The following is a 22,309-nucleotide window of genomic DNA, read 5'->3' as shown; positions in this document are numbered from 1 at the left end:
ATGACGTTTGGTAAATATTTTGTTGAAAAACGTAAAGAAAAAGGTTTGACCAAAGACGATATCTTAAAGTTAACCAAAGTGAGAAAAGTTTACCTTGAAGCACTTGAAGAGGATAGGTTTAACGCATTACCTCCAAAAGCGTTTGTTGTGGGGTTTTTAAGAAGCGTTGCCAAGATACTGCAAACAGATGAAAATGAATTGGTTCAGAAGTATTTAATGGAACTATCGGAACAGGAAGAAACCATCAAAGAAAATAGTCTAGTTTATAGAGAGTATCAGGTAAATGTGAAAAAAAACCTTTTGCTCTGGGCTGGATTAATTTTAGTGATCGTTTTAATTATACTTTCACCCTTGTTTTTTAAAGCATAAATATTGCAATAATATACGCCATTTTTTTGATTAATACATATTTTGACCAAAGATTATTGTATCTTATTCAATTACTTGACCAATTGGCTGAAAAGACTAAAATATAAAGAGAGTTGGGGTTTTTACTGTAAGTCTTGTGCCATGTAGTTTTTCTGGTGCAGATTTACCTCTGTGGCCTTTGCCGATGTAATTTGTTTATAGAATTTCATTCTTTAGGAGTTAAAAATAAGTATGAAAAATTGTTTTAAGTCTGCTGTGTTGGCTATGGTCTGTTTTGTTTCGTTTTCATTGCAGGCACAGTCTGCGGCAGCTCTGTTAAGAGATGGTAAAACTTTATTAAAACAACAAAAGTGGAGTGAGGCTTCTAATGCATTTCGTAGAGCCACAATACATAATCCTGATGACAGTGAATTGTATTACTGGCTTGGTAGAAGCTTAGAGGGACAGGGCAACGCCAATGGAGCTTTAATAGCTTATAAAAAAGCTGATAAGCTGAAAAGTCAAAATCCTTATGTTTACTCTAAAATAGGTAATATTGCCTTGCTTAAGAATGATTACTCTGAAGCTGAGGACTATTACAAAAAAGCTTTCAAATACAACAGTGAGCATGTTGAGTCAAAAGTAGGTTTAGCTAAGATTGAAGCTAATAAAGGCAAATCAAAAGAAGTTTTAAGTTACCTTGAAGGTGTATCAATCAGCAAGAGTTTTGCAGCAGATATTTATCGATTAAAAGGTCAAGCCTATTTAAATTTAAAAAATTATGATTTAGCCTCAGCAGAAATTAAGCAAGCGCTTAAAGTGGAACCAAAACAAGCGCTTTTATGGAATCAATTGGGTGCAACCTATTATGAAATGGCGCGTTATAAGGATGCAAGTGCTGCCTATCAAAAAGCAATATCTTTAAAAGATGTTGAGCAAGAGTTTGTTGGTCATCTGGGACAAGGTAAAGCCTTGTATGCTCTTAAAGACTATGATGGAGCCAATAAAAGCTTTCAAAAAGCTGCACGGGCAAATACTGAAGATGTAGAATCTAGAAAATATATTGCAAAAATTAACTTAGCAGCAAAAGATTATGATGGAGCTGAAAAGTATTCAAGGCAAGCGTTAGGGATTACTTCAAACGATGCAGATTTATATTTTATTTTAGGCTACGCATTAGAAAAACAACAAAAATACTCGCAAGCAGCGCAAGCGTTTGCTTTAGGTTTAAAGAAAAACTCTAAAAATGAACAAGCACGTCTTGCTTATGCTAGATCATTGGTTAAAAGTAATAAAAAGCCATTGGCTGTAGATGTTTTAGAGTCCCTGGTTAAAGATAAGCCACAAAGTGATTCAGCTTGGGAATTGTTAAGCTATTTGTATACTGAGAAAAAAGACTGGAAAAAAGCTGAGGAAGCTGTCTTAACTTTACACACATTACAAAAACCTACCGTTAAAAGTTCAAAAATATTGGCAGTTGCTCAATACGAACAAAAATCATATCAAAAAGCTGAAGATAGCTTGAGCAAAGCCATAGCCCTTAACCCAAAAGATGATGATTTATACTTTATGCGTGCTAAGACTAAAACTCATACAGGTAAAAAAGCATCAGCCATCAGCGATTTAGAAACCTATACTAAAAATCAAGCCAAAGATGTAAAAGGTCAATTGCTGCTTGCAGACTTGTACAATGAGCAGAAAAATTATTCACTAGCGTATCAGAGGTATGAAAAAGTTAATGCTTTAAAGCCAAACCTTGCTATTGCTTGGGTTAAAAAAGCTGAAATTGACCAAAGAAATAAAAAAACTGATTTAGCAATAAAGCACTACAAAACAGCAATTAAATATGATGGAAAAAACGCTCAGACACATTTTGACTTAGGTAAAATATATTATGAGCAAAAAAACTATAAAGATGCTGAGAAAGAGTTAAAATCAGCAACCATTTTAGATAGCAAAAAAGGTATTTATTATGCTTACTTAGGCCATAATTATTATGCCCAAAAACAATATGAAAAAGCAATTCCTGCTTTTGAAAATGCCAAAAAATATGGGCGTGATACAGATTTAAAAGTTAATGAAAGTCTTGGACATGCATATGTTGAAACTAAAAACTATAAAGACGCAGTTTCCCCACTTAATAAAGCAATTGCAGTTGATGCTAACTCTTTAATATCATGGGAAAATCTTGGCTATGCCTATAAAAACCAAAACAGATGGACTGATGCAGCTAAAGCTTTTTCTAAAGCGAATATTTTAAGTTCAAAAGATGAAACCATTTTGCAAGAGAAAGCTGAGGCTATGGCCAAGGCAAATCAGAAAAATGAAGCGGTTGCTTCCTACCAAGATCTTATTCAGTTGAATCCTAAGAACGATAAAGCACACTATGAGTTAGGTGTTCTTTATGAAGATTTAAATGATTATGCGCTCGCTCAAAAAAGCTATTTAATGGCATTACGTTTATCAAGTTCAAATTCATTGTATAAAAAGTCAATTGTATCACTTGCAAAAAAACAAAGTGAACAACAGGATCTAGCAGACTCTAGACAAGCTTTGTTGGGTTATTATGCAATTGATAAGAGTAATAGCGAGGTCAATTACCTTATTGGTCAACAATACTATGATGATGCTAAATACAATAAATCAATCGAATTTTTAGATCAAGCGGTTAAAATCAAACCTAATTACTGGGAAGCTCAGAAAACCTTAGGTATGGCATGGTTGAAAAAGGGTGATTTAAATAAAGCTCAAGCCTCACTAGAGCAAGCAGCTGCACAAAATAATAGTCTTGCGGATGTTCATTGGAATATTGGTATGATACAAATGAAAAACAAGCAAGTTGATAAAGCAGCTGTTTCATTTCAAAAAGCAACCTTAATTGATTCAAAAAACCCGCGTTATTATTATGATTACGCAAGAAGTTTAAAAGAAAAGAAACAATGGGATAAAGCCAGTAAAGCTATTTCAAGATCAGTACGATATGCATCTAAAAATAAAGATTACTGGATGTTACAAGCAGATATATATGAGAACATGAATAAGCATAAAGATGCGGCTAAATCTTATGCAAAAGTTGCAAGCTTAGACTCTACTGATGAAAAAGCATGGTTAGGTTATGCCAAGAGTTCTAGTGAGATAAATAAATGGTCAGATGCTACTAGAGGTTATGAAAAAGCGATTGCATTAAATTCTAATAGTGCGGATTCCTTGTATGGCTTAGGTAACGCCTATGCAAACAATAAAAAAACAAAGCCAGCCATTGATGCTTTAGAAAGAGCGACAAGTATAGATCCAAAGTTTGCAAAAGCTTATGCTCTTTTAGGTCAGCAATATTTAAAGTTGCAACAAAAACAATTGGCTGAAAAAGCATTTGAGGAGGCTAGAAAAAATAGTGCCAGTGATGTTGAATCTCGTTTAGCTTTAGTTGATCTGTACTCTGGAAAAAGTGATCTAGAAAAAAGAAAACAAGTATTAAAAGAGTTGACTGCACTGGATAAGAAAAATGCAGAGTATTGGTATAAACTTGGGGATGTTGACTATAAACTAAACAAAAACCAAGAAGCTTTGTCGTCGTTGAAAAAAGCCGTTGCTTTAGATAAAACCTATGGGAGAGCTTATTATAAACAAGCTTTAACCTATTTAAATTTAGGTCAAAAAAACAATGCTTTAACGGCTTTTAATAAAGCAATTGTTGCAGATAGAAAGTTTGCTGCTCCACACTATGAAAAGGCAAAGCTTCTAAAAGATAGCGACTCTACAGGTAAAATTACTGCCCTTAAAAAAGCTATTGCATTGGAAAAAGATTATGTCGATGCTCATAGAGATTTAGGAGACGTGTATTACAAAATAGGTAATATTGAAGCTGCGGCTAAATCTTATAAAGATGTATTAAAGTACAAAGAGAATGATAGGGATGCGGTTGTAAGACTGTCTGAGTATTATGAAGATAAAGGTGATTACAATACAGCAATAGAGCTGTTAAATGACTATATTGAGGCAAAGCCATCTGATGCCCAAGTTAGGTATAAGTTAGCTAAAGTCTATTATGATAATAATCAAAAAGATGAATCTGCAAAAGAACTGGATAGAGCTTTGGTCGATAGACCTGATTTTGCAAAAGCACAAATTTTATTTGGTCTAATTTTATTAGAGCAAAAAGATATATTTGGAGCACAAGAAAGGTTTGACAGAGCTAGAAGAATCAGTCCTGACCAGCCAGAAATTTATTACGGTTTAGGCGTAGTTGCAAAGGAAAATGGTAAGCCTAATGATGCCATTCAAAACCTTGAAAAAGCAGTGCAATTAAATGATAAATATCAAGAGGCTTATTCTGTGTTGGGAGACCTTTATAAAGCTAAAGGAATGGATAAAAAAGCCAGTGAAGCATATGGTAAGTCAGCTCAAGTTAAGTCTTTAACTGACTTGAAAGTAAGGTAAGTTTTTGTACGCTTTGATCAAGTAAAGCTTATTCAGTGTTTAAAAATACTTTTTTAATTAGAAAGAGCAAGGTGTTAGAAACACTTTGCTCTTTTTTATTTGCTGTTGCATTAACTTTCATTAGCCTTGATAAGTGTTATGCCAAAGATTACAGAATTAATAGTAGTAGTTATAGATATTCGGGTAAAATAAAAATGACGGCAGACGTCAAAGAAAAACCATGGTTAAATTCAAAAACAATAGCTACGCTTAGACCAGGAGATATGGTGAGTGTTGTTTCACAACAAGGTGAATTTTATGCAATAAGAGTAAAACAAAAACCTGAAAAAAATATTTGGGTCAAAAAAAATTTAATTCAACTGTATAAGAAAAAAGAGTTAACTCAACAAAATCATAGCCCTTCACCCGCAGTTATGAAACAGAAAACTTATCAGAAGCCAAAAAAGGTTTCTGTAAATGATAAGCGGCACAATTATTATATAGGTTTAGTTCATTATAAAAATATCAAACAATTTTCTACCAATCAAACAGGTGTATCTGCTTTTTATGAAAGAAGATGGAAACAGTATGGATTGAGTTTGAATGCAGATTTTTTGTACAATGATTTGTTTAAAACATACAGTGTAGGCCCTGGGTTTAAGTACCATTTTTCAGCAAAAAACAACTATCAGTTATCATCAGCAATGTATGTAGGCTATGAAAAATTATTTGATGATACTCGATCAATAAATGCTGTCATAAGTCATTTAGAGTTACTGCAATTAAACTATAAATATAAAACAGTGAATATAATTTTAAGTCCATTGCAGTTAAGGACTATGTTGTCAGCTGATCAAAAAATACCAGTTAATTTTAGATATGGAATAAGCTTGGGAGTTCAATTTTAATGAGAGTAAGAAACTTAAAACTTTGGTTTTATATTTTAGCGGTAAGCTTTGTCTTTAGTAATCAGGCTATGGCAATTATAGTTAAAAGTATTGGTTTGGATCAAATGATTGAGAAGGCAGAGTCAGTTTATATTGCAGACGTACTTTATGTTTCTGAACTTAAAAAGGATGCAAATGGCTTAGAGTATAATTTGATTAGAATAAAAGTTGTAAAAGGCTATAAAAAAGCTATTAAAAATCAATCTTTAGAGTTTAAGCAAGTAAGCCAACAACAAAGTGAAAGTTGGAAGCACTTAAAGCTTTTGCCAATCCCTACCTACAAAACTGGACAAAGGGTATTGTTCTTTATGTCAAAAAAAAGCAATAAAGGTTATCAAATGCCTATTGGCTTTGATCAAGGAAAGTTGTTGTTAAATGAAAACCCTACAAAAAATATAAATGATAGTACAATTGTATTGAAAGAAAATCACAAAAATTTTTTTAAAATCAAATCTAAAAAAATACCGGAAGAGAGTATAGTTAAGGTTCAAGCAATAGAAAATAAACATCAAGTTTTTACAGTAAAAGATTTTGAAAACTTATTTAAGGATATTAATCCATGAAAAAGTTAAATGCTTATATTATATTTAATTTTATTGTTTTACTGTCTTCGTCTCTACAAGCAGCAGCTTTTTTAGAACATATCAATGGTCAACCTTACGTTTGGAAACCTAATGCTAACCCAATTGTTTATAGGGTTGAGACAGGAAACTTAACAGGATCAGTAAGCAATGCGCAAGCAAGAACTATTTTAACACAGGCTTTTTCAGTGTGGGAAAATGTTTTTGGAGCACATGATTTTATGTTTAATGAAGGCACATCGCTTGGGGTTGATATCAATGTGAATAACTATAAAAACTATATTGATATCAATACATCTGGTAATTTTTTTAATAAAACATCTGACACGGTGGTTATTTTTGATGACACTGGAGCTATTATTAATGATCTATTCAGTGAAGTTGCGCCTGGTTCCGGAGCAACCATATTGGGTATTGCTTCACCTGGACAATTTAATGCTAATAATTTTGAAATAACTGCAGGTTTTGTTCTTATTAATGGAGCTGTTACGGGCAGTGATAATGATGTTATTAAAGCAACTGCAACCCATGAACTTGGGCACTTATTAAACTTAGCCCACTCTCAATTGAACTCTGAACAAGCGCTTAATGCTAGTAGTGCAGATGATGATGTAGTACCTACGATGTTTCCATTTATCCCTGATGATGCAACTGTTTCAGAAAGCTTAGAGCTCGATGATCAGTTTTCTATGTCGTTGCTTTATCCTGACAGTATAGAGATTGCAACAAGGAATGAAATTAGAGGTCATATATTAAGAAAAAATGGAGCAGGTGTCAGAGCAGTAAATGTTACTTGTAGAGATGATGCTGATCCATTGAAGACTGCTGTTAGTTATTTATCTGATCAAAGCTATATCAATGATGGTAACTATGTTTGTGGTTTGCTTCCATCAGGAGATTATACTGTTCAGATAGAAGCAGTAGAAGCTGCAATTAATACATACAACCCACATCCACCTTTTATTGAAACAGAATTTTATAATGTTAACAATGAAAGTTTTGATGCAGCTGTTGATTTATTAAATGAATCGTCTTTGGTCAATGTTTCTGGGGCAGGAAATTTGGTGCAAGACATTGATATTGTTGTGAATAATAATGGACGAATGTTTTCTGGGCAAACAGTTTCTTCGCAAACATTTGAGCAGTACTCTACAAGAGGGTACTTTATCAATGTTCCGTCAGGGGCAAGAAGTTTAACAGTTAACTTAAATTGGTTGAACAGTTTAAGGGATTTAGATTTATTTGTAAAATGTGAGCCTGAGTTTTCTATTTCAGGAGCAGCACCCAATTTATACAATCAAAGCAGTGCATTTAGCGATGAAATTCAAACCACTTCAGAAACAATTGTATTAAATAACAATACAAATCCAAAGTTAGAAGATTGTCAGTATCATATAATTGTTCAAAAGTTTAATCCAACTCAAGGGGAAACAGTTGACTTCACCCTAGACGTTACAGTAGATGCTGATCTTCCAACACGGTTAAGGTCAAAAGCTGAAGATATTAATAAACTGTATCAAGGCAATGAACATGTGGTTGCAAGTAAAGTGATGCAAGGCTACTCAGAAAAATTTGATGTTTTTTCTCTTGAGTTTCAAGAAAGTATCTCACCCAACCTAAGTCAAGTTTTGAGTGCATCGTTGTATCTAGATAGTAATAAAAATAAAATATTGGACAGTGAAGATAAGTTTTTACAAACAACCTCTAGCTTTGATGTACAAGATTTAAGTTTTATATTTGATGATATTTTTTTCAGTGTTGGGGAGGAAACTGAAACCAGAGTTTTTGTTACTTATACGCTACAACCTCAATCTGCAAGCATGGGCTTATTTTGCTTATGTTTGCTTGTTTTAGCAATATTTACCTGGTGTTTTAATAGTTTGAAAAAGAAGTTGATGGTTCGTTTTGGGCTTTTTATAGTGGTCAGCTTATTGCCATTATCTTGTCAAAAGCCCAAGCTAAACTACAAACCAGTGTTAGTTGATGAAAATAGTGTGACTGCTGTAGGTCAAACCTTTAATGATCAATTCATTATTGATATTGATGAAAGTGGGCAATATGATTCAGTTGTTGATTACTTTGATTAACCCATGACAAAGAAGATTGAATATAAGAAAACTTTAATGAAAAAGTCAGTTGTTGACTTAATTAAAAGAGCACCTTACCTGCCAGGTGTTTATATAATGAAGGATTCTACCGGTAAGATTTTATATATTGGTAAAGCCAATAAATTGATTGACCGATTAAAGTCCTATGTCAATGCCTACTCTGATGAGCGACCATCCGTTAAAATATTTATTCCTAAAGTAAGTCATATTGATTGGCTGGTGACTGAAACCGAAAAAGAAGCACTTTTACTTGAGAGTTCATTGATTAAAAGTCATAGGCCAAAGTATAATATAGATTTAAAAGATGACAAATCCTATGTCAGTTTGAAAATGAGTGGACATCATTTCCCACGACTCTACATTACCAGAAAAATTAAAAAAGGTGATGGTGAATACTTTGGTCCATATTCTTCCGCTAAATCAGTAAGAGAAACATTAAAGGAAGTTCAAAAAATTTTTAAAATTAGAGATTGTACAGATTATTTTTTTAAACAAAGAAAACGACCTTGTTTGAGATATCAAATTAAAAGATGTTCAGCGCCATGTGTGAGTTATATTAATGATTCAGATTATTTAAAAGATGTAATTGATGCAAAAAAATTTTTAAAAGGAAACAAGGACTCACTTATTAATCATTTGTCAGAAAAGATGAATCAAGCATCTAAAGCCTTTGAATATGAACAAGCAGCAATCTATAGAGATAAATTGTCAGCAATAGAAAAAACATTAAAACCTCAAGCAATTGATCATAAGCATCCACATAAAAACATAGATTTTATTGCAGTGTTTGGAGATGAAACTGCAAGTGTTGTTAAAGTGATATCAATGCGACAAGGTCGTATCAGTAATACATTGGATTTTTTATATGAAGAATCAATTCAATTTTATGAAGAGATACTGGGAGCGTTTTTTGGATCTTATTACTTATCAGATAATAATGATTATGAACAATATCCACAAAAAGTTTTCATAGAAAGATCAGTCGCCGATCAAGATGTTTATGCCAGTGCAATGTCAGATTTAAAAGGGAGTAAAGTGAGTGTGCAGGTGCCTCAAAAAGGGCAAATGAATCAGCTGTTAGAGATGACAAAAAAAAATGCTAAAATTATTTTCTTAGAAAAAAAGCGCAAAAGTCAAAGCAATGTTGAGGTTTTACAAGAGATTGAACGTAAATTTAGACTGAAAAACTATCCAAAGAAAATTGAAGGTTATGATATTTCTACATTTCATGGTTCTGCATCTATTGGATCAAAGGTCGTTTTTGTAGATGGCGAAGCGGATAAAAGTCAGTATCGCTTTTATAATGTAAAAGAAAGTCAATACTCAAATGATTTTGCCATGATGTTTGAAGTTTTTAAACGTCGTTTATCAAAACTTGATGGTGAAAGTGATCCAGATTTAATTTTAATTGATGGTGGTAAAGGACAGATGTCTCAGGCATTAAAAATAATGAATGATCTGGGAATTGACCATATTGATGTTATTGCAATTGCAAAAGAAAAAGAATGGAAAACCAGTCAAGGAAAAAACAATGCTCCAGAAAGAATATTTATTCCCAATCAAAAAAATCCAATTATTTTAAAACCAGGGTCTAAAATGGCCAACCTATTGCAAAGCATTCGTGATGAAGCGCATCGCTTTGGTTTAAAAAATCACAGAAAAAAACGTAACAAAACTACTTTAAAAAGTGATTTGTCAAAAATTCCTACAATTGGTCCAAAAAAACAAAAGCTATTGTTGCAGCATTTTAAAAGCCTTAAAAATATTCAAAATGCTGACCTTGACGCTTTAATGCAAGTTGAGTCTTTAGGGAGTAAAGCAGCAAAAATGGTTTATGACTTTTTTAATGCAAACAATCAAAGTGATAAATCATAATTCTGGCATAATACATGCTATTTCTTGTTTGTGATAAAGTGGTGTCTCCAATATTGTTTACCTATCATTGTTGTTTTAATTTTAAGTCTGCTTTTTGTTTTGGTAAAAAAACAAAATCAAAGCGTGTTATCATGTGAATATAAACCTGGTAAATACGATATAGTCACAGAAGCTAAGTTAAATAAAATTTTGTATTCTAGTTCAGACCTTACAAGTATTTCATCTGAAATTTTTGATAAATGTATAACCCAACATAAAATCAAAGCGACACTTTATTTTCCATCCATCCGTATCCCTGATCTTGGGACAAAGAAAATCATTGTTGGAAAGCTTTATGTGAACAAAAGCAATAAAATTAAAGTTTATGTAAAACAATGGTTTGACTTAAATAATTCTAAAAAACCAGTCTTAAATGACATGTATAACGCTATTGCTTATAAATTAAGGTTTCTATCTGAGACAGATTTTTCTTTAGTTCAAGCAAGTATTTTTGCAAATAAACATTATATTTCTAATGATCTGAAAACAGTATTTCGGCGTTTGGGAATCGGTCATTTATTGGTTGTTTCTGGGATACATTTTGCCTTGATTGTTTTGTTTATAAAAAATTGTATTTTGAAATTGATTTTTTATAGTATTTATTTCATTCGAAGAGTGCGTGTTGATCTGGTTGATTCATTGTTATCTATTGTTATAGGGGGAGCATATTTATGTTTGATTAATTTTCCTGTTTCTGCTCAACGGGCGTATTTGTTTATTATTTTAGGAAAAGTTATGCATAACTTAGGGGTTATCTGTTCAGGATGGAGTGTGCTTTTTTGTTCAGCCTTGGCTTTGTTTTTATTTGATCAAGAGCAAGTTCGGACACTATCATTTTATTATTCATTTACCTGTGTTGGCGCTATTTTATTGTTTTATCAAAAGGGTAAGTCATATTATCTATCACTTAAGCTATCGTTAGGAATTTTTTCTTTGAGTCAGATTTTAACCGGTTTTATTTTTTCCACATTAAACCCTATGGCTTGGCTTATTAATCTTCTGCTTATCCCAATGTTTTCTGTTATTTTAGCAATATACTGCATCTTTACGCTATTGATTGTTTTACTAGACACAGCCTATTTAATTGAATTTTTTAGTCAACAATTGCATAGCTTAAACATTTACTTTTTACAGCTTTTAAATGAAATAGATAAATTTGGAGTTCATGAAGTTAAATTTGATGATCACCTTTATATTTATAGTCTATTGTTTTCAATGGCTTGTTTAGTGATTTTCCAAATAATTTATAAAGGTAGAGCCTTTTATAGATCACTGAATTATTAGTTTAAAAGGGTTTTTATTTTGATTGTTGCCCTTCACGATAAAAAACCATATATAGGTTTTATGGCAATAGAGTTGGAATATATTGAAAGCTTTTTAAAAGATATAAAGAGAAGAGGGCAAAATCATCTTATGCTAGAGTTAGATAAGACAAAAAATCATCAAAGCAGTAATAAAAGTACTCCAACTATAAAAAATAAAACAGTTGCATCAAATAAGGAGACCTCTGCAAAAGAAGTCAAAACTCTTGAGAATGTTTATCAAGAGTTGGGCAATTGTCAACGGTGTCAACTGCATTCAACTAGAAAAAACATTGTATTTGGCGTAGGTAATAAGAACGCAGATTTAATGATTGTAGGGGAAGCACCTGGAAGAGATGAAGATATTAAAGGGGAACCTTTTGTAGGAAGAGCTGGGCAATTATTAACAAAAATAATTGAAGCCATTGGTTTAAGTAGAGAAGAAATATATATTGCCAACATCATTAAATGTCGGCCGCCTGAAAATAGAAACCCTGAGCCAGAAGAAATAGAACAATGCGAACCATTTTTAATTAAACAGATTCAAAGCATACAACCAAAGGTTATTTGTTGTGTGGGTAAGTTTGCTGCACATACCTTGCTAAAAACCGAGACACCCATATCAAAATTAAGAGGCCAATTTGCTGAGTATGAAGGCATTGCATTGATGCCAACCTATCATCCTGCATATTTATTACGTAACCCTAGCGCCAAGAAATATGTCTGGGAAGATATGCAGTTGGTTCATGCTAAGCTTTCGCAACTGACTGGCAAAACTTTTAAATTGAAAAAAACATAAGTTTTAAACTATCATTTTGCTAGGTAGAAGTGTGAAAAAAGACATCAATTTTAATTTTGAGTTACCTCAGGAACTTATTGCAAGGCAAGCAAAAAACGATAGAGCTTCGGCAAGAATGTTGTGTTATCAGGTTAACAAAGACCAAATAGAGCATAAAAAAGTCAGTCAGATTGCCCAGTTTTTTGATAAAGGCGATGTATGTTTAATTAACAATGCCAAAGTTTTAAAAGCAAGGTTTACTTGGCAATACAAATCTAAATTAGAAGAACTGGTCTTACTTAAATGCTTATCTAAACATCAAATTTCATCTACTTGGGAAGCCATTGTTTCTGGTAGAAAAACAAAACCTATGCTTGTTTATGAGCAAGGTCAATTTGATTTTAAAATACTTGAAAAATTAGAGAACGGTTTAGCCCTTGTTGAAATCAATAAAAGTTTTACTGATGTTAGAGCTTTGATGCTTGAATACGGCAAACTACCCATTCCACCGTATATTAGAAAAATGCGTAAACATTATGATGAAAGTGAAGACAGTCTTCTTGATGAAGAGGGGTATCAAACAACTTTTGCAGAAAAAGGCGGTGCGGTAGCAGCGCCAACAGCAGGCTTACATTTTACCGATAAGGTTTTAAAAACTTTAGAAGATAAAGGTGTAGAGTTGGTTAAGATTCAGTTGGATGTGGGTTGGGGGACATTCCAGCCCTTAAGTGAAAAAAATTGGGCTGAAGGTAAATTGCATGAAGAGCGTGTTTTTGTGTCTAAACAAGCAGCAAGCTCACTTTTAAAAGCCAAAGCGGCACGTAAACAAATCTTAGCCGTAGGTACAACATGTATTAGAAGTTTACAATGGTGGTATGAATTGGGGATGCCTGAAGAGGATGTTGAGGGTGTGTGTGATTTATTTATTCATTATCCATGGCAAAGCCCTGTTGCTACTGCTTTACTCACCAATTTTCATTTTCCGCAGACTTCCTTGCTGCATTTGGTTTCGGCTTTTATCAATGATGATCAACAAAACAAGCTCATGCAATTGTACCAAGAGGCCATTAAAAAACAGTATATGTTTTACAGCTATGGTGATTGCATGTTAATTCAGCATTAAAAACGATTATGGATTTTAAACTAATAAAAACAGCTAAAGCTGGTAAAGCCAGGGTCGCCACATTAACAACAAAACACAGCGAGATTGCAACACCAGTTTTTATGCCCGTAGGGACCAATGCAACGGTTAAAACTTTATCCCAAGATGAGTTAAAAACATGTGGAGCACAAATTATTTTATCCAATACTTATCATAATTATTTAAAGCCTGGGGAAGATACCGTAAAGGCTTTAGGTGGGCTGCATAGCTTTATGAATTGGGATAGGAGTATTTTAACAGACAGCGGTGGGTTTCAAGTGTTTAGTTTATCTGCCTTGAATAAAATAAGTGAAGAAGGGGTTGAGTTTAGATCTCATCATGATGGCAGTAAGATATTTTTTACACCTGAAAGTGTAACTATAACCCAAAAAAAACTTGGCTCAGATATTGTTATGCCATTGGATCAGTGTATTGAGCTTCCTACTGAAAAAAGTAAAATCATTGAATCAGTGCAAAGAACATTAAGATGGTTGGACAGAGCCTTAACCGTTCCTTTGCAGGATTATCAAAGAATGTTTGGTATTGTCCAAGGTGGCACGGATCCTGAGTTGAGAAAGTTCAGTGCCCAAGAGACCATACAGAGAGATTGCTTTGGTTATTCTATAGGGGGGTTAAGTGTAGGAGAAGCAAAACCCTTGATGTATGAGAGTGTTGATGTGGTCACAGAGATTTTACCTTCTGATAAACCAAGATATTTGATGGGAGTGGGTACGCCTATTGATATTATAGAAGCTGTAGATAGGGGCGTGGATATGTTTGACTGTGTGATGCCCACCCGCAATGCTAGAAATGGCAATTTGTTTACAGATTATGGTCAAATCATGATCAAAAAAAAACAGTATGCCTTGATGGACGAGCCTATAAGTATAAACTGTAAGTGTTACACCTGTCAAAATCATAGTTTAGCTTATTTGCATCATCTTCATCGATGCAAAGAAGTTTTAGGTATACGTTTAAATACCATTCATAACATTCATTATTATCTGAGTTTGATGCAAAAAATTCGAGAAGCTATCTTTGAGGATAGGTTTGTAGAATTTAAACGAGATTATCTAGCAAAATGGAAAAGTTCTAACTGATATATAGGCTTAGCGCTGAAAAATGACATGTATAGCAAAAGATCTTAAAGAAAAATTGACCCTACTTCAAGCCTAAGGTAAGAGTGCGACTATGATTTCAAATGTTTACGCAATGGCCTCTAACGGTCAACAGGCAGCAGATTCTGGTAATATTTTTTCAGCTATGTTCCCTATGCTCATGGTTTTTGTGATTTTTTACTTCATTTTAATTAGGCCACAAAGAAAACGTGAAGATCAGCATAAAAAGTACCTTGAGAGTCTAAAAAAAGGGGATGAAGTGATTTTGCAAAACGGTATTATTGGCAAAATTACAGGTGTAACTGAAAGTGTTATTAGCCTAGAAATTGCGCAAAATACTAAGATTAAAGTTTTAAGATCAGCTGTGGCGGCCAACTATTCCCCACAAGCATTTGCTAAAAAAGGAGATCAATCACAATGAAAATGTCCAGTGCATGGAAATGGAAGGCAAGTGTTGCAGCACTTACAACTTTATTGGCCATTTATTTTGTTTTGCCAAGCTTTTTAAGTGAAACCACTTTAGAACAGTATAAATCCTATTTACCAAAATCAAAAATCAACTTAGGTCTTGATTTACAAGGTGGTATTCATATGGTTTTGGGTGTGGATGTAAACCGTGTTCTTCTTGATGAAGCAGAAAATTATGCCACAGAAATAAAAGAACTTTTAGACCGTGAAAATATTCTTTATGAATCGGTAAGCAGAGACTTTAACAGTTCAATCATTAAAATTAAACTGAATAATCCAAGCGATTTTGATAAATTTGAAGATATTTTTTACAGCCGTATAAACGCGCCAGGACAGACAGTTTTAGATGTTCGTAATGCGTCTGCTGCAGAAGGTACATTTGAAGTTCAGATTAGTTCTGAAAGAAAAGGACAAATTGAAAAGCAGACTATTTCTCAAGCTTTAGAAACATTGAGAAACCGTATTGATGAATTTGGTGTGACTGAACCTTCTATCCAAGCTCAAGGCAGTGATAGAATCGTTGTTCAATTGCCTGGATTAGAAGATCCCCAGCGCGCAAAGTCAGTTTTGGGGCAGACTGCGCAGTTGTCTTTTATGATTGTTGATGACGATAGTTTTTCTCAAGCAACTTTAGAGGAGTGGGTTAAAGAAGCGGATGAAACACTTGAGCCCGGCTATGATATCAGATCGTTGAACCGTTTTTTAAACAATAGATTGCCGGATAATCGCCGTCTTTTATTTAAGGATAATGAGTCTTCAGGTTTGGCAGGTAATATTACAACCCCAATTTTAGTTCAAACAGATAAAAAAATTACAGGTGAAATGTTGGATCATGCTCAAATAGGTTTTGATGAGAATAACTGGCCAGAAGTTCATTTAAGATACAATATGGCAGGCACACAACTTCTGGACGAAATCAGCGGTAAAAATGTGGGTAGAAGAATGGCCATTGTTTTAGATAACAAAGTTTATTCTGATCCGGTTCTGCAAGGTCGCATCAGTGATGGCAAACCAAGGATAACATTTGGATCAATTAAATCTAGAAGCGAAACCTTTGCTGAAGCTAAAGACTTGGCCGTTATTTTAAGAGCTGGAGCATTACCCGCACCGGTCGAAATTTTAGAAACAAGATCAGTAGGACCTTCGTTAGGAAGAGACTCTATTGAACATGGTTTTAATGCGATTGTTCTGGGTGTAATTTTAGTGGTAGTTTTTATGGCAATTTATTACAAGTTATCTGGTTTAGCCGCCAATGCAGCTTTAATTATCAATATAACATTTATTTTAGCTTGCTTGGCTATGATTAATGGAACACTGACTTTACCAGGTATTGCAGGCATTTTGATATCCATTGGTATGGCGGTGGATGCAAATGTTATTATTTATGAAAGAATTAGAGAAGAACTGCTTAATGGTAAAAGTATTAGAGATGCAGTTGCACAAGGTTATGAAAGAGCGCATATTACTATTGTAGATTCTAACATTACCACAGTGATTACAGCTGTTATTTTATGGTATTTTGGAAGTGGCCCAATCAAAGGTTTTGCAATCACATTGATCTTTGGTCTAATTGCCAACTATTTTACGGCTTTAACCTTTACACGTTTGTTCTTTGAATGGATTTTAAATAAATTTCAACCCAAGAGGTTATCGATATGAGCGCGTCAGCAGAGAGTCCAAAAAATTTAGGCTTTTTTCGTTTAGTTCCACTTAGGCCCCGAGTTCCTTTTGTAAAAGTTTCAAAAGTAACCTTATGGGTTAGTGTTGTGATTTTGATTTCGTGCGCATTTTTGTTGATGACGCGAGGACTTAATTACGGAGTTGATTTTAAAGGTGGAACGCAAATGCATGTGCGTTTTAATCAAGAAATGGATGCTGCAAAAATTAGAAGTATTTTAGAGCCACTGGGCTTGTCCAATGCTAGTGTCCAAGATTTTGGAGAACAAGGGGGTCAGGAGTTTTTAATCAGAATACCACCAGAAGAGGTTGATTACAGCACTTACAGTGGAACCATCTCGCAAGCTTTAGGTAACCCAAAGGATCTAAAGCTAAGATTTGGTCAAGAACGAGTCTATGTCTTTGGAAGCGGTATTTCTGACCCAGAAGAGCTTAAGAATCAATTCAATGATTTAGGAATTGAAGAGCTGCATGTAGCTTCGGTTACAGCTTATGGCTCTTTAGATCAACAAGAGTGGATGGTACAGTTTGCTGGAACTTCAAAACGAGTTTTAGATGGCCTTGCCGCTTCAGTAACAAATAAAGATGATGTAGAGGTTTTGCAAATCGAAAGTGTAGGCGCTAAAGTTGGAAGAGAGTTGCGAAACCAAGCCATTGGATCTGTACTATTCTCTATTATGCTTATTTTGATTTATATCTGGTTTAGATTTGATTTGGAGTTTGCTCCAGGGGCAATTTTAGCCTTGGTTCATGATGCTTTGTTTGTATTGGGTATTTTTTCATTATTTCAATTACAGTTTGATTTATCAATTGTGGCGGCTGTCCTGACCATTGTTGGTTTTTCAATCAATGATACCATTGTGGTTTATGATAGAGTGAGAGAAAACTTACAGACCATGAAAGGTAAAAAGTTTGAAGACATTGTAAATGTAAGTGTTAATGAAACCTTGAGTCGTACCTTGCTTACTTCTGGCACATTATTTTTGGCAGCCATTGCTTTGCTCTATTTTGGTGGTCCGATTACTGAAAATTTTGCGCTTTCTTTTACGATTGGAGTTGTTGTTGGAACCTATTCAACAATTTTTATAGCTTCACCATTAACAATTTATTTTTATAAATATTTTCAAAAAAGAAAAGCAACGCGTTAAGGTTTTTATGGCCAAATACCATTGGCAAGAACGGCAAGTTAATCAAAGTGTTTTAGACAGCATTTTAAGTAAAACTGACCTGCCGCTTGCGGCAGCAAGGGTTGCAGCCAATCGTTTGAGCAAAGACGATAATATTGATCTTTATATAGACCCTAACTTACAACACATGTTATCCCCTTTAGGGATTGTTGGTTTAGAACAAGCAGCGCAAGCAATTGCTGCGGCTGTGATCAAAGAAAAAAAATTTTTAATTCATGGTGATTTTGACGCGGATGGAATTAGTTCATGCGCCTTATTGACTCATTTTTTTAGATCTTTAAATGTTGAGGTTGTTCCTTTTGTTCCAAATAGATTAAAAGAAGGGCATGGCTTGTCCTTGAATGCTTTGAAAATTGCTCAAGAAGAAGCATGTGATTTGGTTATAACCTGTGATTGTGGTTCTTCTAATAAAGAGGAAATAGAACAGTTTAGAGCAGCTGGTATTGATGTGATTATCACAGACCACCATCAAGCAGGAGATTCTGTTGACGCTGACTGTATTATTGTTAACCCGCAATTGGCGCAAAATATTGAGTATCAAAACTTGGCCGGCGTTGGGGTGGCTTTTATGTTGTGTGTTGGTATTAGATCAGCCTTGCGCGAAAAACACTATTTTGATCAAAAAGATGAACCTAATCTAAAACAGTTATTGGATATTGTGGCCTTGGGAACCATAGCAGACTTAACACCATTAAAAGGTTTAAATCGTTTGTTTGTTAAAGAAGGCTTGAGACAGTTAAGTAAAAGTCAAAAACCAGGTATTGTTGCTATGAGAAATTGCGCGGGTATTTCTACAGGGGCAAAATTGTTAAGTGAAGATGTTGGTTTCAAGCTAGCTCCCAGAATCAATGCTGCGGCGCGTTTAGGTTATGCTGATGTTGCTCTAGAGACATTGCTGGCTCAGGATGTTATTCAAGCTACAGAACTGGCTACAAAACTTGAGACATATAATACACAAAGAAAAAGTTTACAAAAGACCATTTTAAGCAATGCTAAAGATATGGCGCGTAGGCAAATATCTTTGGGTGAACGCTGCATTGTTTTATGTAGTAAAGATTTTCATCCAGGAATTAATGGCTTGGTTGCACAACAGTTGAGTCAAGAGTTTGCTATGCCTGCTATAGTTTTTTATGAAGATGGAGAGATTGCCAAAGGTTCTGCAAGAAGCTTTTCTGGATTTAATTTGATGGACTTGTTTGAGCATGCAAAAGATCATATGTTGCAATATGGAGGACATAAGCAAGCAGGCGGAGGTAGTGTTGCCATGCAAAACTTTTCAATGTTTTTAAGTTCTTGTCAGCAGTTTATGAAAAAACAAGCCAATACAGGTATTGTTCAAAAGTTATATGATGGAGTTTTAGAACACGAATTTATAAAAAAAGATTTGATAGAAGCGTTAAATCACTTAGGGCCTTTTGGTATGGGGCATGAAGAACCTTTATTTAAGTTTACTGTAAAACCCATTGATGTTCGTTGCTTATCTAACAAGCATTTAAAATTTAAAATAGAAAATCAGGGACAAGTCATAGACTGTATTGGTTTTGATTTTTGGCAACAGTTTGAATCTTTGTCTAGCCAACAACATGAGTTTGATATTATTGCACGCCCAGAAATTAATGTTTGGCAAGGCTATGAAAATATACAGTTGCGGATCGCGGATATTTTATAGCAATGATATAAAGTTCATAAATATTAATGATAAAATAAATTTGTTTTGAGTGATCAAGTTATTTATGGAGATATGAAGTTGATTTTAGAAGATGATTTAATAAAAAAAGCCTTAGAAGCCTTTGAAACAAAAGAGTATCAGGTTGCCTCTAAATTATTTCAAGAAGTGTTTATTAGGTCTAAAAAATCTATAGATTGTTTTAATGCTGTAGTCTGTTTAATATATTTGAAAAAATTTGATGATGCAGAAGAGAAATTTATAAATGTAGTCAAAGCTTGGAATGATGAAGTAGATAATAGAACAGCCCCACCTGACACGGATCAGATTAATCTGGCATCACTAACATATAATTTTATGCGCTATTTGATTCAATTTAAAGAGTACAATCGAGCATGGAAGTATTTTCTGGATATGCTCGGTGTTTACAAACATCTAAAAATTACAGATTCAACATTTTTATATCTTAGGGGAATCCCTTTTTTTATAGACTTTATTACTGCAATGGATCTTTTATTTGCGGAATTAACGATTTATCAAAAAAACAAAAAGCTTTACATGATTTAAAGCAACATATTGATGATGAAGGTTTGAAGATTCTAGAGTCGAAGATAGTATTGTGATTCAGGAAAATAAAGCTGTCTGATAATAATGAGAGTTGCTTAGAGCATAATGTTTTTACAAGGTGTATAATTTAAAAAAAATATGAAATGATTGCCCTTTTGCGTTAAATCGGTTAGCGTTTAAGTTATTAATATCACGGTATTAACACCGATTGTTCAAAAAAATAAAAAAAGGAGCCATAGAGTCATGCAAAGTGTTCGTTATTCTGGGGGGAAAAACAATAAAAAAAGTCAGCAAAAAATGGATACATTTTCTAACTTGATTCAGTTAACCCAGAGTATGACCAATGGTTTGTCTACCAATATTGAAAAACAAGTTTATCAATCTATTGATGAAGTTGGACGGGTTAAAAAACTATCAGAAACCGAATTAAATAATTTAAAAGTTGCGGTAAAAGCTAGAGCTCAGAGGAGTAAAGCTTTGTTAGGCTCTAGAGTTGAGCATTCTTTAAAACAAGCCTCTACGCAGTTGAGTAAAGCTTTAAGCAAAGAAGTAAGCACTGTAGAAAAAACGCTTAACCGTTTAGAAAAAAAATTAAACAAACTCGAAAAAACCAGTTGGACTAGTTAAAAAAAAACGCCAGTATTTTACTGGCGTGTGTATTGTTGTGGAATCGTGTATAAGCTTGGGCTATGAAGCAAGATCTAGAAGCATTGCAAAGTAAAATTAAGATTTTAGCAGAGATTTTTAAAGTTAATCAGTTAAAACTCGAACTAAAAGAACTTGCGCAACAAATGTCAGAAGAGGGTTTTTGGGATGATGCCGATAAAGCTGCAAAAATTCAGCAAAAAAGCAGCCGTCATGAAACAACCGTTAGAACCTTTGATCAGCTGCAACAGAATATTCAAGATGCCATAGACTTTGTTGATATGGCTGATGGTGATGCTCAAATGTTAGCAGAAGCACAAAGCTTATTCAAAAAAGTTGAAAAAACAGTAACCGATTTAGAGTTTAAGCGTATGCTTAGTGGTGAGATGGATGCAAGCTCGGCTATTTTAAGTATTAACAGTGGAGCAGGTGGAACAGAATCTCAGGATTGGGCAGATATGCTGTTACGTATGTATTTGCGGTGGGCAGAAAAAAAAGGTTTCAAAGCTAATATTGTAGATATATTGCCGGGAGAAGAAGCTGGTATCAAAAATGTGACGGTAACCATTGATGGTGAGTATGCCTATGGCTATCTAAAGGCAGAGCAGGGTATTCATCGCTTAGTCAGAATTTCACCTTTTGATTCTAATGCGCGTAGGCATACTTCTTTTGCATCAGTTGCGACTGTTCCTCAAGTTGAAGATGATGTTGATATTGAAATATTAGAAGAAGATTTGCGCATTGATACTTTTAGAGCTTCAGGCGCTGGCGGACAACACGTTAACACAACGGATTCTGCCGTAAGAATAACCCATATCCCAACCAACACGGTGGCCAGTTGTCAAAACGAGCGTTCTCAACATAAAAACAAAGCGCAAGCCATGAAAATTCTTAAAGCCCGCTTGTATGAAAAGCAACAGCAAGAGAAAGAAAAAAAGCAGGCTGAGCTAGCAGGTGAAAAAAAAGGGATTGATTTTGGTAGTCAAATTCGTTCATACACCATGCAACCGTATCAGCTGATTAAAGATCATAGAACCAATACAGAGTCTGGTAAAGTCCAAGCAGTGCTTGATGGTGACATTGATGAATTTATTAAAAGTTACTTGTTGCAACAGGCATAATTAGTGATGTTTAATAAAAAAAATATTTCTGTACAGATTAGAGAAAAACAAAAAGGTTTAGGGTAAGACAGGGCGGCTTACCACATATACGATAACAAGATGCTGGGTGTATTTGTGTCAGATGGTGTTGGTGGTTCTGCCAATGGAGCTTTAGCAGCAGAATATTTTATAAACTTTTTCAAAGAAAAAAATTAGAAACAGACTTAGCATATTTGCCCGCACAGCTTTATGATTTTTTTGAAATTGTTGATCGTGAAATTATGGAGAATGTTGATGATGGCGAGTGCACTGGGGTAGCTTTTTTTTAGCTAACAACTACTGTGTTG

17 protein-coding genes are annotated in these 22,309 nt (G+C 34.1%); all 17 read left to right on the top strand.

The window, feature by feature from the left end; translation table 11 throughout:
• The 17 genes from PKC21_02155 (at position 1) to prfB (ending at position 21,983) form a co-directional block, all read left to right on the top strand.
• A complete protein-coding gene (locus PKC21_02155) occupies positions 1 to 369 on the top strand; it encodes a helix-turn-helix domain-containing protein (protein ID HMR24133.1) in 369 nt (122 codons plus the stop codon).
• 231 nt (positions 370 to 600) lie between these two features.
• Entirely contained in the window at positions 601 to 4,785 is a 4,185-nt protein-coding gene (locus PKC21_02150) for a tetratricopeptide repeat protein (protein ID HMR24132.1), read from the top strand.
• Positions 4,786 to 4,856: 71 nt separating this feature from the next.
• A complete protein-coding gene (locus PKC21_02145) occupies positions 4,857 to 5,672 on the top strand; it encodes a hypothetical protein (GenBank protein HMR24131.1) in 816 nt (271 codons plus the stop codon).
• Positions 5,672 to 6,274: a hypothetical protein gene (locus PKC21_02140; protein ID HMR24130.1), complete on the top strand. Its 603-nt coding sequence runs from the start codon at positions 5,672 to 5,674 to the stop codon at positions 6,272 to 6,274. The genes PKC21_02145 and PKC21_02140 overlap by 1 nt, the downstream gene beginning before the upstream one ends.
• Positions 6,271 to 8,379: a hypothetical protein gene (locus tag PKC21_02135; GenBank protein ID HMR24129.1), complete on the top strand. Its 2,109-nt coding sequence runs from the start codon at positions 6,271 to 6,273 to the stop codon at positions 8,377 to 8,379. Before PKC21_02140 ends, PKC21_02135 begins: the two co-directional genes overlap by 4 nt.
• A gap of 36 nt (positions 8,380 to 8,415) precedes the next feature.
• A complete protein-coding gene (uvrC, locus tag PKC21_02130; GenBank protein ID HMR24128.1) occupies positions 8,416 to 10,275 on the top strand; it encodes an excinuclease ABC subunit UvrC in 1,860 nt (619 codons plus the stop codon).
• A 123-nt stretch (positions 10,276 to 10,398) separates the two neighbouring features.
• Positions 10,399 to 11,598 (top strand): ComEC/Rec2 family competence protein, encoded by a 1,200-nt coding sequence (locus PKC21_02125; GenBank protein HMR24127.1) that lies wholly within the window; start codon positions 10,399 to 10,401, stop codon positions 11,596 to 11,598.
• 60 nt (positions 11,599 to 11,658) lie between these two features.
• On the top strand, positions 11,659 to 12,414 hold the full coding sequence (locus PKC21_02120; protein ID HMR24126.1) for a uracil-DNA glycosylase: 756 nt from the start codon (positions 11,659 to 11,661) through the stop codon (positions 12,412 to 12,414).
• Positions 12,415 to 12,445: 31 nt separating this feature from the next.
• The gene (gene queA, locus PKC21_02115) at positions 12,446 to 13,516 is read left to right on the top strand and encodes a tRNA preQ1(34) S-adenosylmethionine ribosyltransferase-isomerase QueA (protein ID HMR24125.1); all 1,071 of its coding nucleotides are present in this window, start codon (positions 12,446 to 12,448) and stop codon (positions 13,514 to 13,516) included.
• 8 nt (positions 13,517 to 13,524) lie between these two features.
• A complete protein-coding gene (tgt, locus tag PKC21_02110) occupies positions 13,525 to 14,634 on the top strand; it encodes a tRNA guanosine(34) transglycosylase Tgt (protein HMR24124.1) in 1,110 nt (369 codons plus the stop codon).
• A 91-nt stretch (positions 14,635 to 14,725) separates the two neighbouring features.
• Positions 14,726 to 15,073 carry a preprotein translocase subunit YajC gene (gene yajC / locus PKC21_02105; GenBank protein ID HMR24123.1) on the top strand — a complete coding sequence of 116 codons (348 nt, stop codon included), beginning with the start codon at positions 14,726 to 14,728 and terminating at the stop codon, positions 15,071 to 15,073.
• Positions 15,070 to 16,779: a protein translocase subunit SecD gene (secD, locus tag PKC21_02100; protein ID HMR24122.1), complete on the top strand. Its 1,710-nt coding sequence runs from the start codon at positions 15,070 to 15,072 to the stop codon at positions 16,777 to 16,779. The genes yajC and secD overlap by 4 nt, the downstream gene beginning before the upstream one ends.
• Positions 16,776 to 17,945 carry a protein translocase subunit SecF gene (gene secF, locus PKC21_02095; protein ID HMR24121.1) on the top strand — a complete coding sequence of 390 codons (1,170 nt, stop codon included), beginning with the start codon at positions 16,776 to 16,778 and terminating at the stop codon, positions 17,943 to 17,945. The genes secD and secF overlap by 4 nt, the downstream gene beginning before the upstream one ends.
• A 7-nt stretch (positions 17,946 to 17,952) precedes the next feature.
• Positions 17,953 to 19,653, top strand: a complete 1,701-nt coding sequence (gene recJ, locus PKC21_02090) for a single-stranded-DNA-specific exonuclease RecJ (GenBank protein HMR24120.1) — start codon at positions 17,953 to 17,955, stop codon at positions 19,651 to 19,653.
• Between the two features lie 72 nt (positions 19,654 to 19,725).
• Positions 19,726 to 20,217: a hypothetical protein gene (locus tag PKC21_02085; GenBank protein HMR24119.1), complete on the top strand. Its 492-nt coding sequence runs from the start codon at positions 19,726 to 19,728 to the stop codon at positions 20,215 to 20,217.
• 243 nt (positions 20,218 to 20,460) lie between these two features.
• A complete protein-coding gene (locus tag PKC21_02080; protein ID HMR24118.1) occupies positions 20,461 to 20,844 on the top strand; it encodes a hypothetical protein in 384 nt (127 codons plus the stop codon).
• A 62-nt stretch (positions 20,845 to 20,906) separates the two neighbouring features.
• Complete coding sequence (prfB, locus tag PKC21_02075) at positions 20,907 to 21,983, top strand: peptide chain release factor 2 (protein ID HMR24117.1); 1,077 nt, start codon at positions 20,907 to 20,909, stop codon at positions 21,981 to 21,983.
• Positions 21,984 to 22,309 lie beyond the last annotated feature (326 nt).

The organism is Oligoflexia bacterium, from assembly GCA_035326705.1.
In the GTDB taxonomy this organism is placed as follows: Bacteria; Bdellovibrionota_G; JALEGL01; order JALEGL01; family JALEGL01; genus JALEGL01.
The sequence above is the reverse complement of the archived record's forward strand: the minus strand, read 5'-3'. Positions and strand labels throughout refer to the sequence as shown.